This window comes from Streptomyces sp. GL_141 (assembly GCF_057834385.1).
Genome location: NZ_CM174402.1, coordinates 4,670,555 through 4,690,192 on the forward strand (window position 1 = coordinate 4,670,555; position 19,638 = coordinate 4,690,192).

A 19,638-nucleotide genomic window follows, 5' to 3' on the forward strand; every position below is an offset into this window, starting at 1 on the left:
ACCAGCGTAGTGCTCGCCACCCCGTCCGTCAGTCCCCGGCCAGCAGCTCGTCGGCGTCCATGATCCGGTAGGCGTAGCCCTGTTCGGCCAGGAAGCGCTGGCGGTGCGCGGCGAAGTCCTGGTCGATGGTGTCGCGGGCGACGACCGAATAGAAGCGCGCCTCGTGGCCGTCCGCCTTCGGGCGCAGCACGCGGCCCAGTCGCTGTGCTTCCTCCTGGCGGGAGCCGAAGGTGCCGGACACCTGGATGGCGACCGTGGCCTCGGGCAGGTCGATGGAGAAGTTGGCGACCTTCGAGACGACCAGCACGCTGATCTCGCCCTCGCGGAAGGCGTTGAAGAGCTTCTCGCGCTGCGCGTTGGAGGTCTCGCCCTTGATGACGGGCGCGTCCAGGTGCTCGCCGAGCTCGTCGAGCTGGTCGATGTACTGCCCGATGACCAGCGTCTGCTCGCCCGCGTGCTTGGCGACCAGAGCCTCGGTGACCTTCCGCTTGGTGGCGGTGGTCGCGCAGAAGCGGTACTTCTCCTCCGTCTCGGCGGTCGCGTAGGCGAGCCGCTCCGACTCGGTCAGGTTGACCCGTACCTCGACGCAGTCGGCCGGCGCGATGTAGCCCTGCGCCTCGATCTCCTTCCACGGGGCGTCGAACCGCTTGGGCCCGATCAGCGAGAACACGTCCGACTCGCGCCCGTCCTCGCGCACCAGCGTCGCCGTCAGCCCGAGCCGCCGCCGCGCTTGCAGATCCGCGGTGAACTTGAACACCGGAGCCGGCAGCAGGTGCACCTCGTCGTAGAGGATCAGGCCCCAGTCCCGGGAGTCGAAGAGCTCCAGGTGCGGGTAGATGCCCTTCCGCTTCGTCGTCAGGACCTGGTACGTGGCGATCGTGACGGGCCGGATCTCCTTGCGCGTACCGGAGTACTCGCCGATCTCCTCCTCCGTCAGCGAGGTCCGCTTGATCAGCTCGTGCTTCCACTGGCGGGCGGAGACGGTGTTCGTGACGAGGATCAGCGTGGTCGCCTTGGCCTTCGCCATCGCGCCCGCGCCGACCAGCGTCTTGCCGGCGCCGCAGGGCAGGACGACCACGCCGGAGCCGCCGTGCCAGAAGCCCTCGACGGCCTGCTGCTGGTAGGGGCGCAGCGCCCAGCCGGTCTCGTCGAGCTCGATCGGGTGCGCTTCGCCGTCCACGTACCCGGCGAGGTCCTCGGCGGGCCAGCCCAGCTTGAGCAGGGTCTGCTTGATCTGCCCGCGCTCGGAGGGGTGCACGGCGACGGTGTCGGCGTCGAGGCGCGCGCCGACCAGCGGGGCGACCCGCTTCGACCGCAGGATCTCCTCCAGCACCGGCCGGTCGGTGCTGGTCAGGACCAGCCCGTGGACGGGGTGCTTGGAGAGGGTGAGCCGGCCGTAGCGGGCCATGGTCTCGGCGACGTCGACGAGCAGCGCGTGCGGGACGGGGTAGCGGGAGAACTCCACGAGCGCGTCGACGACCTGCTCGGCGTCGTGCCCGGCGGCCCGGGCGTTCCACAGCCCGAGCGGCGTGATCCGGTAGGTGTGGATGTGCTCGGGAGCACGCTCCAGCTCGGCGAAGGGCGCGATGGCGCGCCGCGCGGCCGCGGAGAGCTCGTGGTCGATTTCGAGGAGGAGTGTTTTGTCGCTCTGGACGATCAATGGACCATTCACGCGCAGCGCCCCGTTTCACTCTGGCCAAACCTCCAGTGTGCCGTATCGCCGCATGTTCAGGAACATGGCGCTCGGAGAGCCCCGGGCGGCGCCGGGTCCCCGTGGTCAGGGCGTTTCCCCGACGCGGGTGGTGAGGCGGCCGGCTGCTTCGCGTCGGGACAGGCGGTCGTGTTCCCGGTCGGCCCAGCGCCGGACCCGGTCGGGTTCCAGGGGGGAGCCGTGGCCGACGTGGAGGCGCGTGGGGTTCAGGGCGAGCATCTCGCGGAGGCTGGTGAGGTTGCGCCGCGGGTCGTCGTGGAACGGCGGATTGGCCGGCTTGCCCGGGATGAGGCCCATGAAGGAGTTGGCCACCAGGTCGCCCGCGACGAGGTCTCCGCCATCCGTGAGGACGGAGACCGATCCGGCGGTGTGTCCGGGGGTGGGCATGATGCGGGCGGCGATCCCGAAGTCCTCCAGGGGGGTCTCGCCGCGGATCAGGACATCGGGTTCGAGGGGTTCGGCCTGGGCGTGCAGGTCCTTGCTCCGGTCCATGACGCGGCCCATCGGGCCGGTGGGCAGGTACGGCTCGCGGACCCGGCCGGAGCGGTACGGCCCGAGGTCCGCGATGTGGCCGGCGACGGGCGCACCGGTGAGCCGGTGCAGTTCGGCGGCGGAGCCGAAGTGGTCGATGTGCCCGTGGGTGATGACGATCAGCGAGACGTCGCGGGGGTCCACGCCGTGCTCGGTGATCCGGTCGTAGATCTTCTGGCCGCTGCCGGGTGTCCCGGCGTCGACGATCACGGGCCGGCGGCCCAGGAGCAGGTACGCGTTGATGGCCGTGCGGCCCATGACGGGGATCGGGATGACCTTCGTACGGGACATGGCGTCCTCCATGAAGTGACGGACATGAGGTGACGGCCGGCTGCTGCCCGTGCGGGCATGCCGGGGATCCGCCGGGCTGCCGGCGGATGGGCGGGGTGCGGGTCGGGATGCGTTGGGCAGGGCCGGGCCGGGCAGGGCTTAGCGGAACCGGCGGCGGTATTCGGCGGGAGTGGTCCCGAGCCGTCGCTGGAAGGAGCGGTGCAGGGTTTCCACGGAGCCGAGGCCGCTGGCCGCGGCGATGTCCGGCAGGCTGCCGTCGCCCTCCTCCAGCAGCCGGCGGGCGGCTTCGAGGCGGGCGGACTCCACGTAGGCGGCGGGCGTGCCGTGGGTGCGCAGCCGGAACAGCCGGGAGAAGTGGCGCACGCTCAGGTGCAGCCGTGCGGCCAGGGCCTCCGCGGTGAGGTCCTCGGTGAGGTGGTCGGCGATCCACACGCGCAGGTCGTCGATCCGGTCGCCCGACGTGGCCGGGGCGGAGAGCGGAACGCTGAACTGGCTCTGCCCGCCGGAGCGCTTGACGTACATGACCATCATCCGCGCGGTGGCCAGGGCAAGGGCCTGGCCGTGGTCCTCGGCGACCATCGCCAGCGCCATGTCCAGCCCCGAGGTGACACCGGCGCAGGTCCACACGCTCCCGGACCGGATGAAGATCGGGTCCGGATCGACGGCGACCCGGGGATGGTCGGCCGCCAGCCGGGCGGCCGTGAGCCAGTGGGTGGTGGCGGAACGGCCGTCCAGCAGGCCCGCCGCGGCCAGCAGGTGCGCTCCCGCGCAGATCGACCCGGTCCTGCGCGCCACCGGCGCCGCTTCGCGCAGCCAGCGGGTGACCTCGCCGTCGATGACGGGCTCCACCCCGTCGCCGGCCAACTCGACGGCGCCGGCCACGAGCAGGGTGTCGACCCGGCCCCGCACCTCGTCGAGGGCCAGGTCCGCCAGCAGCCGGACGCCGCTGGAGGTGGCCACCGGCCCGCCGTCGGCCGTGGCGATCCGGACGAGGTAGCCGGGGTGGCCGACGTGGCCGGCGTGGCTCGTCCCGGCGACCCGGGTGGCGACCGAGAACACCTCGGCCGGGCCGGTGACGTCGAGCAGTTCCACACCGGAGAAGGCCACGATGACGACCCGGTGCGGCGCGGGCGCGGGTCCTGCTGCGGCTGCGGGCATACGCAGATCATTTCGCCCCGCCGACATGGCCGCAATGACGAGGTTCTGTCAGATCCGGCCACCCCGGGAGCCCGGCCTGAACGGCAAGACGCCCCCTACGCCCGCCCGGTGGTGAAGGCGAGGATTTCGGGGGCGGCCTCGGCGAGGGTGGGGAAGTGGCGGTGGGCTTCGGGGTGGGGTGCGGGGGTGTTGACCGTCCAGACCGTCATGCCCGCCGCGAGGCCCGAGCGGACGCCCGAGGGGGCGTCCTCGATGACCAGGCAGTGGGCGGGGTCGGCGCCGAGGAGGGCCGCGCCGCGCAGGTACGGGACCGGCGAGGGCTTGCCCTCCGTGACGGCGGCGGCGTCCACGAGCACCCGCGGCACGGGCAGCCCGGTGCGGTCGAAGCGGCCGCGCACCCGGTGTTCGTAGTTGGAGGTGACCAGGCCCCAGCTCCCCGCGGGCAGGGCGGCCAACAGCCCGGCCGCGCCGGCGAAGGCGGCGTAGGTGCCGGAGCGCACGTCCTCGTCCTCCAGCTCGTGCAGCGCGGCCAGGCACGCGTGCGGGTCCCGGTCCGGGGCGACGGCCGCGAAGGTTTCCATCGGGCGGGTCCGCAGGGCCACGGCGTGGACGGCGTCCGGGTCCAGCCCGTGGCGGGCGGCCCAGGTCGCCCAGACCCGGCGCTGGTTGGCGACGGCGTCGACGAGGGTGCCGTCTACGTCGAACAGGACGTGGCGGGCGGGCGGCACGGGCGGCGGGGGCGGGACGGGAGCGGTGGCCGTGGTGGCTGCGGTGGTCACCGGCGGATCATGCCAGGCCGCGCAGGAGCAGCGTCAGGCCGCCCTCGAACTCCCGGTCCGGGGTGACCGCGCGGGCGTCGCGGGCGGTGGCCGACATGTACGGGAACTCGTGCGGGGGGAGACCGGCGATGGCGGTGGTTCCGGGGCCGGCCAGCGGGCCGAGGTGTTCCAGCTGGGTGGCGCCGATCACGTAGGCGACGAGTGCGCGCAGCGCGATCACCCGCTCCTCGGCCTCGACGCCGGCCTCGGTGAGGACGCCGAGCACGGTTTCCGACCAGCGCAGCCCGCTCGGCGAGCGGTGCCGGTGCGTCAGGGAGAGGGGCAGGGCGGCCGGGTGGGCGCCCATGGTGTCGCGCAGGCGGCGGGCCAGGACGGTGATCCGGCCGGGCCAGGGGCCCGGGGGCGGTGGGGTGGTGTCGACGCGGCTGAGGACGAGTTCGACGACGAGCGCTTCGAGTTCCTCGCGGCCCGGGACGTAGCGGTACAGGGCCATGGGGCTGGTGCCGAGCTCGGTGGCGACGGCGCGCATGGAGAGGCCGGGGAGCCCGTCGCGGTCGATGACGGCGAGGGCGGCGGCGGCCAGTTGGTCCGGGGTGTGCGAGCGGGGGCGCGGCATGACGGTTGACAGCGTACGCCATACGCCTACGCTGGGGAGGTAGGCGTACGTCATACGCTTACGCCTGTCGAGGGAGGGTTTCCCATGTTCGAACCCGGTTCCGTGGTGCCCGCACGCCTGCTCACACCCGTCACGTCCGTCGCATCCGCCGCCGCGTCCGTCACGTCCGTCGCATCCGCCGCCGCATCCGCCGCCGCGTCCGCCGCGTCCGCCGCGTCCGCCGCGGGAGGGCCCGTCCCCGTGCCCGACCCCGAGCGGCTCGTCCATCTGCAGTTCCGGCGCTTCGCCGGCTGCCCCGTCTGCCACCTCCACCTGCGCTCCGTCGTCCGGCGGCACGCGGAGATCGAGGCCGCCGGGGTCCGCGAGGTCGTGCTCTTCCACTCCTCCGCGGAGGAACTGCGCCCGCACACAGCCGACTTCCCCTTCGCCGTGATCGCCGATCCGTGGCAGCGGCTGTACCGGGAGTTCGGCGTCGAGTCCTCCCCGCGCTCCCTCCTGGACCCGCGCGCCTGGGGCCCGGTGCTGTGGGCGGTTGCCCGGTCGGCCGTCGAGGTGGCGCGCGGGCGGGAGCGGCTGCCCGCGCCGCGGCAGCCGGGTGGCCGGCTCGGGCTGCCCGCCGACCTGCTGATCGGGCCGGACGGGAGGGTGCTGGCCGCCAAGTACGGGGAACACGTCTACGACCAGTGGTCCGTCGACGAGTTGCTCCGGCTGGCGGCGGCCGCCCGAAATCCCGTGGGCGGCCGGGTGGCGCCTGCGTAGGGTCGCGGTATGACCAGTGATCAGCAGACCTTCGTACCGCCGGCGGACGTCTTCGAAGTGCCCGTCCGGCTCGTCGGGGAGGGTTTCCGGCTGGAGCCCCTCGGGCCCGAGCACAACGAGGGGGACCTCGCCGCCTGGAGCGGGAGCATCGAGCACGTGCGCGCGACGCCCGGCTTCCTGGGCGACTGGCCCCCGGAGGAGGGGATGAGCCCGGAAGCCAACCTCGCCGACCTCGTGCGCCACGCGCGGGACTTCGCCGAGCGGCGCGGATTCACGTACAGCGTCCTGGACGGGGAGCGGGACGGTACGGGCGAGGTCATCGGGTGCCTCTACATCTATCCCGCGAAGGCGGACCCGGGGCGCGTGCACGTCACCTCCTGGGTGCGCGCCGACCGGGCCGCGTTCGACAAGACGGTGTACGAGGCCGTCATGCGCTGGTTCGCCGAGGTCTGGCCGTTCGACGCGGAGCGGATCGCCTACGCGGCGAGGTGAGCAACGCCGGAGGGGCCCGGCCCACGCAGTGCGTGGAACGGGCCCCTCCGGGTCGTCGTGCGGGGTGACTAGCCGCGGACGGTGCGCCGACGGCGGGCGAACCAGGCGGCCGCGCCGCCGAGGCCGATGAGGACGGCGGCCAGGCCGGAGTACAGGGCGGTGTTGGAGTCCGAGCCGGTGTGCGCGAGGGAGCCGGTCGGCTTGGGGCTGTTGCCCGTGGCCGGGGTCGTCGCGGTCACCGGAGCGGTGGTCGCGGAGCCGGTCGGGGCCGGGGCGGTGGGCGCCGGGGTGGTCGGCGCGGGCGAGGTCGGGGCCGGCGGGGTGGGCGTCGGGTAGGTGGGCGGGGTGGTGGCGGTCTTCGGGCCGAGCTCGAAGTGCTGCTCGCTCCCCTCGAAGGGGTAGGTGTTGCCCTCGGCCAGCCCGATCATCGTGGTCGCCTTGACCCCGGTGAGCTTCTTCAGCTGCGACTTGGGGCCGAGCTTGACCTGCACGTGCGTGATGACGTCGCCGGAGGCGGCGCCGAAGCCCTTCGCGATGACCGGCAGCTTGCGCTCGCCGTTGCCGCCCGTCAGGTCCTTCCACTCGCCGCCGACCTTGACGCGGGTCTGGATGTCGGCCTCGGCCCCGCCGTCCACGTCGATGTCGAGGAAGGTGTTGAGCGCGGTGTTGAACTCGCCGTCACCGGTGACCCGGTAGCGCACGTTCATCTCGTGGCAGTCGGGAGCCTCGCTGCCCGCGCAGGGCCCCACCATGTCGAACCAGGTCTCCAGCGCACCGGGCTTGGCGGCGGGGCTGGTCTTGAAGGCCAGGGAGCCCTCGCCGCCCTCGGCGATCTCGTTCGCGAAGGTCGACGCCCGCAGGGTGAAGTCGCCGTTGAGGGTCGGGTAGCTCTTGCCGAGGCCGATGGTGATCTTCCAGACCATCTTGCCGCCGGCCGGGATCTGGAAGCCGTCCGAGGCCTTGTCGCCCGCCGGGTGGAACAGGCCCTGCCACTCGCCGTCCTGCTGACCGATCGCGAACTCGGTCGCCGGGGCGTTCACCGCTTCGACCTTGTAGACCACGTCGCTCTGCTGGAGCGGGCTGGCGCCGGTGTGGTCGAGGAGCATCCACGGGTGGTACGAGGAGGACTTGTCCGTCGTGTTCGTCACCGTCAGGTCGAAGGTCTCCGTCGCACCACCGCGGGTCAGCGGGCCGCTCGGGACCGGCGCGCTCATCGTGGTCTTCAGCGCCTTCGGGTTGCCCTCGTCGGCGGAGGCCGTCATCGGCATCAGGACCGTACCGGCGATGGCGGCGGCGACGACGGCGGCGGAGGCGGTGCGGAGGGCGGCGGTGCGAGCGGACATGGTGGACTCCCCCAGGAATCAAAGATCAGACGGCAGCGGCGGCCGAGTGGCCGAGAGGTGGTGCAGAGGTCGAGCAGAGGTCGAGCAGCCGAGCGAGGCGGTGGCCGGCGTCGAACGCCGGTCCGGTGGTGCTTTGTTCTCGCCGGCGACCCGGTGTGTGTTTCCCCCGGTCGCTGCTGCGATGAACTGATCTTCACACGGGCCGCATCCCCAATCAGTCGCCGGAATGTCACCGCCGTGCAACAGGCAAAAAAGGGCCTCCGACTACGGCCTGACCTGCGGAGATAGCGGAATGCTCCTGACCTGTTTCACGCCGGCCGCTACGCGCCCAAGTGCTCCAGCGGTCCCGCCGGATAGGGGGTCTCCACCGGGAGCAGGGCCCGCGCCGCCTCCGGTTCGCCGGAGCGCAGCAGGCCGTGGATCTCCCGGGCCAGCGGGGTCACATCGCGGATGGCGACCGTCCACTCGTCGGCGTAGGCGCGCGACGCCGTTCCGGCCAGGCCCAGTTGGAGCGAGCGGTACGGCAGCGGGTTCAGGTGCAGGTCGCGCTCCGGGTCCCACTGCACCCGGGCCGGAGCGGTGCGCAGCGCCTGCGTCCAGGCCTCGCGGTCGGCGTGCACGCCGGGGACGTAGTGCGACAGGAAGGCGCCGCTCAGCGCCCGGTCGAAGCCGGCGCGGGTGATCTCGACGGCGAGGACCGTTTCCTGATCGGCCTTGGTGGCCCAGCCGCAGCGGTACATCATCCACAGGAACGAGGGCTTGACCCAGGTCATCCGCTCCCGCTTCCAGGCGGGCGGGAAGCGGCCCTCACGGGCCGCCGGCACCCCGATCCGGGGGTGGTAGGCCTGGTACACGGTGACGGTGTCGGCGGTGTGCGCGGCGCGGATCTGATGGCGCGGGACCTGGGGTGTGTCGGACATGGCCCCAGGGTGCGGGCCCGCACCCCGTGCGGGCCAGGGGATTTCCCTCCGGCTAGATCTGGTCCTCCGCCAGTTCCGCGACGCCCGTGATCCGGTGCAGGGCGAACGTCCGTACCTCGTCCGCCGTGTGGTCGTAGCCGGTGACGAAGCCGCCCTCCACCCGCACCGGGGCGATGACCCGCTGGCTGGCCGCCCCGTCGGCGTTGACGTAGCCGATCCACACCGCCGACCCGGTGAGGGCGGCCGCCTGCACGGTCGCCAGGGTCTCCGCCGCGCTGGTGCGCGGGAGTTCGCCCGGGCCCGCGGGGCCGCCGCCCGTCGCGGCGGAGCCGCCGGCCGGCTCCTTGCGGACCGCCGTCGCCGCCAGGTCGCCCGCGCGGATGGCCCGTACGGCCGCCCCCAGCAGCGTCGCGTCCGGTACCGGCGGCCCGTCCGGGACCGGTACGGGCAGCGCCCGGGCCGGGGTGCGGTGGGCGTCGGCGCGGGAGACCAGGACGTCCCCCGTACGGGATTCCGCGGCCGGGGCGTAGCCCATGGCCCGCAACCCGTCGAGCAGCGAGTTCGGTTCGGCCTGCGCGGCCAGAACGGTCGGGGCGAGGCGGCGCAGCCCGAGGCCCGCCGAGCGCTTGTCGGCGAGGATCTCGTTCAGCATGCCGTCGTCGTCGCAGCGCACGTACGAGGAGGCCGCGCCGACCCGGAGGTGTCCGTGCCGCCGGGCCACGTCGTCGATGAGGTACGACAGCGGCTGCGGTACCGGGGTCCGGCTGTGCTCGGTGAGGAAGGACTGCAGGTCGACGGCGGTGTGGCCGGCGTCCAGGGCGCGGCGTACCGACCCGGGCGTGAAGCGGTACACGGTGGCCCCGCCCTTGGACTCCACCTCCGCCAGCACGGCCAGCACCTCGGCGAGCGCCCGCCGCAGCGGCCCCGGAGCCACCGCCGTCAGGTCGGCCTGGAGCAGTACGTGGTCCACGGGCTCGGGCAGCAGCGGCGCGAGCAGCGGCGCGGGGTCGCGCCCCTCCAGCAGGGCCCGGCCGGGCGCGGCGAGCGCACCCCGGCCGGTGACGCCGAGGACCTCCGCCTCGGTCAGGGTCCAGCGGGCGAGGCGCCCGCGCAGTTCGCTCGTACCGCGCACCGGCCGCTCCCAGTCCAGGCGGGCGAGGAGCGCGGCCGGGTCGGGGGAGCCGCCTTCGGGGAGGGCGGCGAGCAGGCCGAGGATGCGGCGGCGGACCTCGGGGGCGGCGGAGCGGTCCAGTTCCGCGCCGAGCGCCGACAGGGTGCGGCCCTTCGCGTCCTGTTCGCCGACCAGGCCCGGGGTGCGGGTGGCGGTGAGCCAGGCCGCCGCCAGCACCGACCAGCGCTCGGCGGGCGGGAGTTCGAGCCAGCCGTCGAAGGCGGGGGTCGGGGCGTACCGCTCGTCGGCCTCGCCGTCGCTGGCCAGCAGGCCGGCCGCGTAGGACAGTTCGATCCAGAACGCCGCCGACGGCTCGTCGGTGTCGAGGGTGGCCGCCGTCCGCTTCAGGTCGCGTACGGAGAGCCCGCCCGCCCGGAGCACGGCCGGACCGGCGTGCTCCCAGGACTTCACCAGCTCCTCGACCGTCGACAGCGCCGCCAGTGCCTGGCCGGCCGCGTTCGCGTCCACAAGGTGTGGACGGTGCTCGCGGTGTACGGGAACCTCCGGGGCCAGCGGCTCCGTCAGCCGGTGCGCGAGCCCGCCGCGCAGGTACAGCGCCACCTCGCGCGGCAGCAGCACCGTGCGCGCCGAGGCCGGCAGCAGCAGGCCGCGGTCGCGCAGCCAGCGCACCGGAGGCGTCGGATGGGGCGTCACTTCCCCGTACGGAGGACCCCACACGAGCCGGCCCAGCACCTGGTGGGCCTCCGCCGGAGCCTCGTCGAGCAGCGCCGACATCCGTTCCGGGTCGGTGAACAGGCCCGTCAGCGCGGTCACCGCCGACACCGGGTCGTGCGTCGCGGGCAGCCCGACGGCCGCCACGATCTCCTGGATCCGGGTCGGCGACATGCCGGCGGTGGCCTCGGCGACGGTGGGGCCGAGCCCGGTGGGGGAGGGCCGCGTGGCGGAGGGGGCGAGCAGTTCGCGGGCGGTGCGCACCAGGCGCAGCCGCTCGTCGTCGCCCCAGACGAGGGCCTGCTCGCGCAGGGTGGCCAGGGCCCGGGGGAGTTCGGCGCGGGCCCCGTTGTCGACGCCGGAGGTGGTGCCGGTGTCACCGCTGAGCAGGGACTCCAGCACCGCGTACGGGCAGGGCTCCGGGCCCACCGCGAGGGCCTCGGCGGCCTGCAGGGCGAACCGGTCCAGGCGGTCCAGCGCGCGCACCACCGAAGCCCGCGTCCCGGCCCGCGTGGCGAGCTGCGTCACGTCTCCGGGGACCGGGCTCAGCAGGTCCGGCCGGGCGCGCAGCAGGGCGCCGAGCCCGTCGTCGTCGCGGGCGCGCAGCGCTTCGGCGAGGGAGCGCGGAGCGCTTCCCGAGGTGCTCGGGTCAGGCACGGTCGTCGCCTCCTGGTCGCGTCGGCCGGTCAGTCGGCCGGTCCCCATCCGGTCAACGGTATCCGCTGCGCCCCCGGCCGCTCCACGGGCGCACGCGCTACCTTCGCTGGAGGTGGCACGGGAGGAGCCGGGGCGTGGGGATCGAGAGCGACCATCTGGTCTACGAATATCTGAGCCGGGTCGGGGACTTGGCGCACCGCAGGCACCTGTCGTCGGGGGACCGGATGCGGCTGGTCGCGGGGTTGCGGGACGAGATCGACCGGCGGCGGGCCAAGTACGAACCGGAGACGCCGGCGGCGGTGCGGCGCATTCTGGAGCGGATCGGTACGCCGGAGGAGGTCCTGGATACGTTGCCGGCGGCGGGCGCGTCTGATGCTCCCGCCTCTGCGTCCGGTCCCTCCGGTTCCGCGGTGCCGGTGCAGCGGGGGGCGGCGCCGCCGCATCTCGCGGGGCTCGACGAACTGGGGGCGGGTGAGCGGCTGGAGCCCGACTGGTGGACGGTCGGGGCGGGGCCGACGGTGGAGGGCTTCGCGGGTGGCATCGAGATCCCGGAGCTCCTGAAGGGGCCGGGCCGGGGGGACCCGGAGTCGAAGTCGAAGTCGGATTCGGACCCGGAGTCGGAGTCGGAGTCGGAGGGGTCCGCGGGTTCCGCCGGTGCCCCGGCGGGGGGCAAGCGCACGCTCCTGGGCTACCTGCGGGAGCGGCGGCGCCTGGCGAAGGCGGAGGCGGCGGCCGCCACCGCCGCTCCGGTGGCTGCCGCCCCGGCCAGGCCGAAGCCGTACGCCTTCCTGCTGCTCGCGGCGGTGGCCCTGTTCGCGGGGGCCGTCTCCGGGTACTGGATGCTGCTCGCCGCGGGCTGGCTGCTCGCGTATGCCTCGCGCGTACTGGGTCCTGCGGAGCGGAAGTGGGTGGTCTTCGGGCTGCCCGGGGCGGTTTTCGCGGGGGCGGTGGTGTGGCTGTGGGGGCGCCTGAACGGGCGCTGGGGTGCTCCGCTGGTGGACGGGGCCCTGAGTGGTGCCTTCCAGGACCTGCTGCCCTGGCTGGTGCGGGCCGCGGCGGTGTCCTCGGCGCTCTATCTCCTCTGGCGCTCCCGCCGCCGCTGATCCCCTCCGGCGCCGTTCCTGGGGCTCCGCCCCAGACCCCTGCGCCTCAAACGCCGGCGGGGCTGTGTTGTGGCCGGCGTCGGCCTGTGCGTGGCGGGTCGTGTCGGGTGGCTGCGGGGGGTCGGTGCCGGGGCCGGGGTGGGGTGTTGGCCTGGACTGCATGATTTAGGCGCCCTGTGCCTTACTCCGACAGGCCGCGGCCTGTTTCCGCGCCACACATCACGCTCTACGTCCAGGCCAACACCCCACCCCGTCCCCGACCCCGCCCCGGCCGCCTCCACGTTCCCCGCCCAACTCCAGCCGCCCACGCCAATTCAGCCGCCCGCGCCAATTCAGCCGTCCGGCGTTTGAGGACCGGGGTCTGGGGCGGAGCCCCAGGGGGCCCGGGCGCAGCCCGGCACCCCTCCCCAGCCCGTCCGGCGCTTGAGGACCGGGTCAGGGCAGAGCCCTGGGAACGGTGGAAGGGCGGGTAGGGGAATTCCGCCCCGTGCAGCGGTAAGGGTTGCAGCGGGGACTTCGCCCGCAGGGCAGCCCACCTGTAGCCGCCCACGGGGCCCCGCGCCGGGACGGCGGTGGCGCTGCGCTGCGCGAGGGGTGCGTCAAGAAGGGGGCGGGGCCGTCCACGGCGACGTCGGGACGATCAGGGGGGAGCCCGTCACCGGGTCGGGGATGACGAGGGAGTCGAGGCCGAAGACCTCGCGGACCAGGTCGGCCGTGACGACCTCCGCCGGAGGGCCCTCCGCCACCACCCGGCCCGATTTCATCGCCACGAGGTGGTCCGCGTACCGCGCGGCCTGGTTGAGGTCGTGGAGGACGGCGACGACCGTGCGGCCCCGTTCGTGGTTCAGGCGCCGGACCAGGTCCAGCACCTCCACCTGGTGGGCGATGTCCAGGAAGGTCGTCGGCTCGTCCAGGAGCAGGATGTCGGTGTCCTGGGCGAGGGCCATCGCGATCCAGACCCGCTGCCGCTGCCCGCCGGACAGCGCGTCGACGGGCCGGTCCGCGAGGTCCGCGACCGAGGTTCGGGCCATCGCGTCGACGACCGCCCGCTCGTCCGCCTCCGACCACTGCTGCCACCAGTGCTGGTGCGGCTGCCGCCCCCGCGCCACCAGGTCCGCGACGGTGATCGCCTCCGGGGCCGAGGGGGACTGCGGGAGCAGCCCGACGGCCTGGGCGATCCGCCGGGTGGGGAGGGAGGAGAGGGCTTCGCCGTCCAGGACCACCGATCCGGACCGGGGACGGAGCAGCCGGCCCAGGGCCCGTAGCGTCGTCGACTTGCCGCAGGCGTTCGGGCCGACGATCACCGTGACCTTGCCGTCCGGGACGGACAGGTCCAGGTCGTCCACGACGACCCGGTCTTCGTAGGCCAAGGTCAGTTCCCGCGCGGCCAGACGGCTCACGGCTTGCCTCCACTACGGCTGCGCATGATCAGCCAGATCAGGTACGGGGCTCCGACGGCGGCCGTCAGGACGCCCACCGGGAGTTCGGTCGGGGAGAGGAGTTTGCGGGCGAGGAGGTCGCCCAGGACGACGATCACCGCACCCGTCAGGGCGGAGCAGAGCAGGGGGATCTGGGCGGTGCGGGTCATCCGGCGGGCGATCTGGGGGGCGAGCAGCGCCACGAAGTCGACCGGGCCGGCCGCGCCCGTGGCCACGGAGGCGAGGATCACGCCGAGGGCGACGAGGCCGAGGCGGACCCGGCCGAGCCGGATGCCCAGGGCGGTGGCCGTGTCGTCGTCGAGGGAGACCGTGCGCTGGGCGCGGGCCGCCCACAGGGTGGCGGGGAGGAGGGCGAGCAGGACCCAGGCGAGGGGGGTCGCCACGTCCCAGCCGCGGCCGTTGAGGGAGCCCGTCATCCAGATCTGCGCCTGCTGGGCGACCAGGTAGTCGCCCTTGGTCATCAGGAGGGTGGTCACCGAGCGCAGGGCGATGGCGAAGCCGATGCCGATGAGGACGAAGCGGGTGGCGTGCAGGCCGCCCCGCCAGGCGAAGACGTAGACGAGCGCCGCCGCGGTCATCCCGCCGAGCACCGAGAGGTACGGGAGGACCGTGTACGAGGTGACGCCGAAGGTCAGGGCCGCCACCGTGACGGCGCTCGCGCCCTGGCTGATGCCGATGATGTCGGGGGAGGCGAGCGGGTTGCGGGCGACGGTCTGGATCAGTGCGCCGGCCACCCCGAAGGCCAGGCCGACGAGCAGGCCCACCGTCATGCGGGGCAGCCGGAGGGTGCCGACGACCAGGTCGTCGGGGGAGGGCTGTCCGAGGAGGACCTTCACCACCTCGGCGGGGGCCACGAAGGACTCGCCGATGGAGAGGTACGCGACGCAGACCGCGGTGAGGAGTGCGGCCAGGCCGAGTGCCACGGCCGCCGCCCGGCGGTGCAGGAGGAAGGAGCCCCGGCCCGAGCGGGGGCGGAGGAGTGCGTAGCCGGCCGGGAGGACCCGGGTGTCGCCGCTCATGCCGCCACCGTCTTGCGGCGGACCAGCGTGACCAGGAAGGGCACGCCGATCAGTGCGGTCATGACTCCGGCCGGGACCTCGCCGGGCGGCACCACGATGCGGCCGAGCACGTCGGCGACGAGCAGCATCACCGGCCCGATCAGGGCCGCCATCGGCAGCACCCAGCGGTGGTCGCTGCCGACGAGGGCCCGCGCGAGGTGCGGTACGGCCAGCCCGATGAAGGCGATCGGCCCGGCCGCGGCGACGGCGGCGCCCGTGAGGACGGTGGCGCCGAGGCCGCCGACGATCCGTACGGCCGCGACGTTCTGCCCGAGCCCCTTCGCGAGGTCCTCGCCCAGCGCGAGCGCGTCCAGGCCGCGGGCCACGGAGACCACCAGGACGGCGCCGACGAGGAGGAACGGCCAGATCTGGTGGACGACGGAGGCGTCGCGCCCGGCGATCGAGCCGACCTGCCAGAAGCGGAACTCGTCCAGCGCCGAGGCCTTCGTCGTGAGGACGCCCATGGTGACCGACACCAGCAGGGCGTTGATCGCGGCCCCGGCCAGCGCCAGCTTGACGGGGGTCGCCCCGCCGCGGCCGCCGGAGGCGACGGCGTACACGGCCACCGAGGCGATCCCGGCGCCCGCGAAGGCGAACCACACGTAGCCGCTCAGGGTGTGCACCCCGGCGAAAGCGATGGCGCAGACGACCGCGACCCCGGCTCCCTGGCTGATGCCGAGGATGCCGGGGTCGGCGATCGGGTTGCGGGTGATGCCCTGGAGGGCGGTCCCGGCGAGGGCGAGGCCCGCGCCGACCATCACGGCTATGAGGGTGCGCGGTACGCGCAGCGTGCGGACGACCTCGGCGTTCGGCCCGGTCGCGCCCCGGAAGAGCGCGTCGAAGACCTCTCCGGGAGGGACGGCGCGGGCGCCGACGGCGAGGCTGAGGAGCACCGCGCACAGCAGCGCGGCGAGGCCGGCCGCCGTCCAGGCGATGCGACGGGTCGTCAGGGCGCGCCGGACCACGGCGGGGGCCGCGGGGAGGGGATGCGCGGGAGCCGCGGGGGCGGGGGCTGACATGTCACCAAATTTCACTGTCTGGTAAGGCGAGGATCAGTCTACGTTCCCGGTCACGGTGCCCGGATCGGCACAATGGGGGCATGAGCCCCGAGACGCAGCTGACCGTCGGATTCGACCTCGACATGACCCTCATCGACTCCCGGCCGGGCATCAAGGCGGCCTTCGAGGCGCTGTCGGCCGAGACGGGGACGTACATCGACACCGCGCAGACCGTTTCGCGCCTCGGGCCGCCGCTGGACCAGGAGCTCGCGTACTGGTTCCCGGAGGCGGAGATCCCCGCCATGGCCGACCGCTACCGGGAGATGTATCCCACATACGCCATCGGCCCGACCCCGGCGATGCCCGGCGCCCGCGAGGCGGTCGAAGCCGTCCGGGCCCTCGGCGGCCGCGCGATCGTCGTCACCGCCAAGCACGAGCCCAACGCCCGCCTGCACCTGGACCACCTGGGCATCGAGCCCGACGCGGTCGTCGGCTCGCTGTGGGCGGAGGCCAAGGCGGTCGCCCTGCGCGAGTACGCCGCCCAGGTCTACGTCGGCGACCACGTCGGCGACGTCCGCGGCGCCCGTACCGCCGGAGCGGTGTCGGTGACGGTCCCGACCGGCCCGTGCCCGGAGCGGGAACTGCGCGAGGCGGGCGCGGACGTGGTCCTGAAGGACCTCACGGAGCTGCCGGCCTGGCTCGCGGAGTACGAGCGCACGCGGACCGCGTAACCGGGCGGGCCGCAGGACGTACTACGCCTGCGAGGCGCGGGCCGCCGTGCGCTGCGCGGCGGCCGAGCGCAGCACGCCCGCCGCCGAGATCATGAAGCCGACGCCCATGAGCATGCACACGGCCCACGCGTACGAGGGGAACGGGTCCATGTCGAGGAAGAGCGGGGCCATCGTGGCGAGCGTGGCGACGGCGCCGACGATGAAGACGATGCCGCCGGCCTTGACGAGCGCGTCGCCGGGGCGGGCGTCGTCGTCGGCAGCGTGGTCGGCAGCGTGGTCGGGCTGAGGAGTAACAGTCACCGGACCAGGGTAGTTCCCTCACCCCTCACCCCTCACGTAGCGGGCATCCTCGTGGGCGAAGCGCGAGGACGGCCTGCGATCGCCCTCGAAATCAGCGGGAGAAGGAGCGCGATCGATACCGGCCAGTGCCACTGGCCGGTATGGGTGGAGCGGCTTGACGAGGGGTAGATAGACGGAGAGGCTTCGGGCAATGGCAGGCAAGAGTAAGCGCTGGATAGCCTGACCTGCGGGAACAGTGGTTTGGCTGACTGGTGGAATGGGGTGCTCGCTTTGCCTACCGGCAAGGTCAAATGGTTCAACAGTGAGAAGGGCTTCGGCTTCCTCTCCCGCGACGACGGCGGCGACGTCTTCGTCCACTCGTCGGTGCTCCCCGACGGGTTGGACGCGCTCAAGCCCGGCCAGCGCGTCGAGTTCGGTGTCGTCGCAGGACAACGCGGCGACCAGGCGCTTTCGGTGATCGTCCTGGAACCTGCCCCCTCCGTCGCGGCCGCGCAGCGGCGCAAGCCGGACGAGCTCGCGTCCATCGTGCAGGACCTCACGACCCTGCTGGAGAACGTCACGCAGCAACTGGAGCGGGGCCGTTACCCCGACAAGGCGCACGGCGGGAAGATCGCCGGCATGCTGCGCGCGGTGGCCGACCAGCTCGACGTCTGATCCTTGCGCATGACCGTGCCCCGCCGCCCGTCAGGGCCGCGGGGCACGGTCATGCCTGTGGGGAAGGGTCTACGGGAAGGCCAGCGCGTCGGCTGCGATGGCCGGAACGAGACCCTCCGCGGCCGCCCGGGTCAGCAGCCCGCGCACCGCCGCGTAGCCGGCTTCGCCGAGGTCGGCGGTGAACTCGTTGACGTACAGCCCGATGTGCTGGTCGGCGACGGCCGGGTCCAGCTCCTGCGCGTGCGCCCGTACGTAGGGGCGGGACGCCTCCGGGTCCTCCCAGGCCATCCGGACGGAGGTGCGGGCGGACTCGGCGAGGGCGCGCAGCGCGTCCGCGCCCAGGGAGCGCTTGGCGATGATCGCGCCGAGCGGGATCGGCAGACCGGTCGTGGACTCCCAGTGCTCGCCCATGTCGGCCAGGCAGTGCAGTCCGTAGTCCCGGTAGGTGAACCGGGCCTCGTGGATGACCAGTCCGGCGTCCACCCGGCCGTCGCGCACGGCGGGCATGATCTCGTGGAAGGGGAGCACGACCACCTTGCCGACGCCCTCGGGCAGCACGTCCGCGGCCCACAGGCGGAACAGCAGGTAGGCGGTGGAGCGTTCGCTGGGGACCGCGACCGTCTTGCCGGTCAGGTCCAGGCCCGGCTCCCGCGTCAGCACGAGCGGTCCGCAGCCCCGACCCAGCGCGCCGCCGCAGGGGAGCAGCGCGTACTCCTCCAGGACCCACGGCAGGACGGCGTAGGACACCTTCAGCACGTCGAGCTCGCCGCGCTCGGCCATGCCGTTGGTGAGGTCGATGTCGGCGAAGGTGACGTCGAGGGCGGGCGCGCCGGGGATCCGGCCGTGGGCCCAGGCGTCGAAGACGAAGGTGTCGTTCGGGCAGGGCGAGTACGCGATCCGCACGGGCGGCACGGGCGTCCGTGCACGGGCGGCGTCGGTTCCGGTCATGAGGGTCCTCCCCAGGAAGCGAGTACGGGTCCCAGTGCCCGGAAGCCGTCGGCCAGCGCGGTCAGCGCCTCGCCGATCCGCCAGGCGTCGCGGTCCCGCGGGCCCACGGCGTTGGAGACGGCACGGACCTCCAGCACGGGCAGCCCGTGGGCGGCGGCGGCCTCCGCGACCCCGAAGCCCTCCATCGCCTCGGCCCCGGCGAGCGGGTGCCGGGCGGCGAGGGCGGTCGTACGGGCGGCGGTGCCGGTGACGGTGGAGACGGTCAGGACGGGCGCGAGCAGCGCCCCGGTCGCCTCGGCGGCGCGCGCGGCGAGCTCTGCGGGAGGCAGGTGCACGCTGCGGCCGAAGCCCAGTTCGGTGACGGTCAGGAACCCCTGCGGGGTCTCGGCGCCCAGGTCGGCGGCGACGATCGCGTCGGCGACCACGAGGGAGCCGATCGGGGCGGCGGGCGCGAACCCGCCGCCGATGCCGGCGGAGACGACGAGGCCGTAGCCGTCCGGGGCGGGCGCGAGCGCCAGGGCGGTCGCCGTACCGGCGGCCGCGGCGGCCGGGCCGACACCGGCGACCAGCACGTCGAAGGCTCCCCGGCGGTGGATGAGGTAACCGCCGGGGAGGGTGCGCGGCCCGGGAGCGTGATCGGGACCGGGGGCGTGGTCCGGGGCGTGGTCCGGGCCGGGGGTGTGGTCCGGATGAGGGACCGGACCGGACAGGCCTCGGACGACGGAGTCGGCCTCCGCCGTCACCGCGGTCACGATGAGCGCGCGCATGGTGGGGACGTGACTACTTGAGCTTGACGTTGAAGGCCCAGACGGCGAGGGGCTTGCCGTCCTCGGAGACCTGGACGATGTTCAGCTTCTTGGAGGCCGGGGCCTCGCCCTGGCCGCCGGTGGCGAACAGGTCGGCGCCGGGGAAGCTGCGGTAGGTGTTCGAGGAGGGCTCGGTGATCGGCTGTCCGTCGAGGACCGCCTGCCACTTCTTGCCGTCCTCGACGACGTCCGGCTCGACACCGAGGCGCAGCGTGTCGCCGCGGCCGTAGTCGATGTTCTTGGCGTGCTTGAGGTCGGCGAAGCACTCCTGGACCTTGTCGGCCGTGAGCTCCTTGCCGTCGCTGCAGGCGGCTTCGGCGGACACCGACGAGGTGCCGACCGTCACGGTCGCCAGCGGCGTCGGCTTGTCACAGGCGGAGAGGAGGAGGAGGCCGGCGGAAACGGCTCCGAGGGCCGCGACGCTGCGGCGGGCCCTACCCGAGAAAAGCGGTGCGGTCATGAGCCGAAGGCTATCGGGCGGGTGGCGTGCCTTGCTGCACG

Annotated in this window: 20 protein-coding genes; 5 read left to right on the forward strand and 15 right to left on the reverse strand. The window is 73.8% G+C overall.

What is annotated here, in order from left to right; all coding sequences use genetic code 11:
* Positions 1–28: 28 nt before the first annotated feature.
* From AC3IX6_RS20590 to AC3IX6_RS20610, 5 genes are all read right to left on the reverse strand, one after another.
* Positions 29–1,672, reverse strand: a complete 1,644-nt coding sequence (locus tag AC3IX6_RS20590; protein WP_489363400.1) for a DNA repair helicase XPB — start codon at positions 1,670–1,672, stop codon at positions 29–31.
* Positions 1,673–1,777: 105 nt separating this feature from the next.
* A complete protein-coding gene (locus AC3IX6_RS20595; RefSeq protein ID WP_489363401.1) occupies positions 1,778–2,533 on the reverse strand; it encodes an MBL fold metallo-hydrolase in 756 nt (251 codons plus the stop codon).
* 138 nt (positions 2,534–2,671) lie between these two features.
* Positions 2,672–3,691, reverse strand: coding sequence for a GlxA family transcriptional regulator (locus AC3IX6_RS20600; protein WP_489363402.1), 1,020 nt, complete (start codon positions 3,689–3,691; stop codon positions 2,672–2,674).
* Between the two features lie 95 nt (positions 3,692–3,786).
* Positions 3,787–4,419 carry an HAD-IA family hydrolase gene (locus AC3IX6_RS20605; protein ID WP_489371508.1) on the reverse strand — a complete coding sequence of 211 codons (633 nt, stop codon included), beginning with the start codon at positions 4,417–4,419 and terminating at the stop codon, positions 3,787–3,789.
* A gap of 58 nt (positions 4,420–4,477) precedes the next feature.
* The gene (locus tag AC3IX6_RS20610; protein WP_489363404.1) at positions 4,478–5,086 is read right to left on the reverse strand and encodes a TetR/AcrR family transcriptional regulator; all 609 of its coding nucleotides are present in this window, start codon (positions 5,084–5,086) and stop codon (positions 4,478–4,480) included.
* A gap of 84 nt (positions 5,087–5,170) precedes the next feature.
* On the opposite strand from AC3IX6_RS20610, the gene AC3IX6_RS20615 reads away from it, so the two are divergent.
* Positions 5,171–5,845: a peroxiredoxin-like family protein gene (locus tag AC3IX6_RS20615; protein WP_489363406.1), complete on the forward strand. Its 675-nt coding sequence runs from the start codon at positions 5,171–5,173 to the stop codon at positions 5,843–5,845.
* A 9-nt stretch (positions 5,846–5,854) separates the two neighbouring features.
* Positions 5,855–6,337 carry a GNAT family N-acetyltransferase gene (locus tag AC3IX6_RS20620; protein ID WP_489363407.1) on the forward strand — a complete coding sequence of 161 codons (483 nt, stop codon included), beginning with the start codon at positions 5,855–5,857 and terminating at the stop codon, positions 6,335–6,337.
* A 68-nt stretch (positions 6,338–6,405) separates the two neighbouring features.
* Here AC3IX6_RS20620 and AC3IX6_RS20625 read toward each other — a convergent pair whose 3' ends face one another.
* From AC3IX6_RS20625 to AC3IX6_RS20635, 3 genes are all read right to left on the reverse strand, one after another.
* Complete coding sequence (locus AC3IX6_RS20625) at positions 6,406–7,680, reverse strand: LAETG motif-containing sortase-dependent surface protein (protein ID WP_489363409.1); 1,275 nt, start codon at positions 7,678–7,680, stop codon at positions 6,406–6,408.
* 320 nt (positions 7,681–8,000) lie between these two features.
* Positions 8,001–8,600 (reverse strand): DUF4291 domain-containing protein, encoded by a 600-nt coding sequence (locus tag AC3IX6_RS20630; RefSeq protein ID WP_489363411.1) that lies wholly within the window; start codon positions 8,598–8,600, stop codon positions 8,001–8,003.
* Positions 8,601–8,652: 52 nt separating this feature from the next.
* Positions 8,653–11,148, reverse strand: coding sequence for a helicase C-terminal domain-containing protein (locus tag AC3IX6_RS20635; protein ID WP_489363412.1), 2,496 nt, complete (start codon positions 11,146–11,148; stop codon positions 8,653–8,655).
* A gap of 86 nt (positions 11,149–11,234) precedes the next feature.
* Here AC3IX6_RS20635 and AC3IX6_RS20640 point away from each other — a divergent pair, with 86 nt between their 5' ends.
* On the forward strand, positions 11,235–12,203 hold the full coding sequence (locus tag AC3IX6_RS20640; RefSeq protein WP_489363414.1) for a hypothetical protein: 969 nt from the start codon (positions 11,235–11,237) through the stop codon (positions 12,201–12,203).
* Positions 12,204–12,802: 599 nt separating this feature from the next.
* Here the strand turns inward: AC3IX6_RS20640 and AC3IX6_RS20645 are convergent.
* The 3 genes from AC3IX6_RS20645 to AC3IX6_RS20655 are packed head-to-tail and all read right to left on the reverse strand — an operon-like array spanning position 12,803 to position 15,719.
* Entirely contained in the window at positions 12,803–13,603 is an 801-nt protein-coding gene (locus AC3IX6_RS20645; protein ID WP_489363415.1) for an ABC transporter ATP-binding protein, read from the reverse strand.
* Complete coding sequence (locus tag AC3IX6_RS20650) at positions 13,600–14,661, reverse strand: FecCD family ABC transporter permease (RefSeq protein ID WP_489363416.1); 1,062 nt, start codon at positions 14,659–14,661, stop codon at positions 13,600–13,602. The genes AC3IX6_RS20645 and AC3IX6_RS20650 overlap by 4 nt, the downstream gene beginning before the upstream one ends.
* On the reverse strand, positions 14,658–15,719 hold the full coding sequence (locus AC3IX6_RS20655; RefSeq protein WP_489363418.1) for a FecCD family ABC transporter permease: 1,062 nt from the start codon (positions 15,717–15,719) through the stop codon (positions 14,658–14,660). Before AC3IX6_RS20655 ends, AC3IX6_RS20650 begins: the two co-directional genes overlap by 4 nt.
* A gap of 80 nt (positions 15,720–15,799) precedes the next feature.
* Here AC3IX6_RS20655 and AC3IX6_RS20660 point away from each other — a divergent pair, with 80 nt between their 5' ends.
* Complete coding sequence (locus AC3IX6_RS20660) at positions 15,800–16,429, forward strand: HAD family hydrolase (RefSeq protein WP_489363419.1); 630 nt, start codon at positions 15,800–15,802, stop codon at positions 16,427–16,429.
* Positions 16,430–16,450: 21 nt separating this feature from the next.
* Here the strand turns inward: AC3IX6_RS20660 and AC3IX6_RS20665 are convergent, their stop codons facing one another.
* On the reverse strand, positions 16,451–16,729 hold the full coding sequence (locus AC3IX6_RS20665; RefSeq protein ID WP_489363421.1) for a hypothetical protein: 279 nt from the start codon (positions 16,727–16,729) through the stop codon (positions 16,451–16,453).
* Positions 16,730–16,999: 270 nt separating this feature from the next.
* Here AC3IX6_RS20665 and AC3IX6_RS20670 point away from each other — a divergent pair, with 270 nt between their 5' ends.
* The gene (locus AC3IX6_RS20670; RefSeq protein ID WP_274548238.1) at positions 17,000–17,383 is read left to right on the forward strand and encodes a cold-shock protein; all 384 of its coding nucleotides are present in this window, start codon (positions 17,000–17,002) and stop codon (positions 17,381–17,383) included.
* A gap of 69 nt (positions 17,384–17,452) precedes the next feature.
* Here the strand turns inward: AC3IX6_RS20670 and AC3IX6_RS20675 are convergent, their stop codons facing one another.
* From AC3IX6_RS20675 to AC3IX6_RS20685, 3 genes are read right to left on the reverse strand one after another with little or no spacing between them, the layout of a single operon-like run.
* Positions 17,453–18,331: a 1,4-dihydroxy-6-naphtoate synthase gene (locus AC3IX6_RS20675; RefSeq protein WP_489363423.1), complete on the reverse strand. Its 879-nt coding sequence runs from the start codon at positions 18,329–18,331 to the stop codon at positions 17,453–17,455.
* The gene (locus tag AC3IX6_RS20680) at positions 18,328–19,098 is read right to left on the reverse strand and encodes a futalosine hydrolase (RefSeq protein WP_489363424.1); all 771 of its coding nucleotides are present in this window, start codon (positions 19,096–19,098) and stop codon (positions 18,328–18,330) included. The genes AC3IX6_RS20675 and AC3IX6_RS20680 overlap by 4 nt, the downstream gene beginning before the upstream one ends.
* Positions 19,099–19,111: 13 nt before the next feature.
* The gene (locus AC3IX6_RS20685; protein WP_399384704.1) at positions 19,112–19,597 is read right to left on the reverse strand and encodes a DUF2771 domain-containing protein; all 486 of its coding nucleotides are present in this window, start codon (positions 19,595–19,597) and stop codon (positions 19,112–19,114) included.
* Positions 19,598–19,638 lie beyond the last annotated feature (41 nt).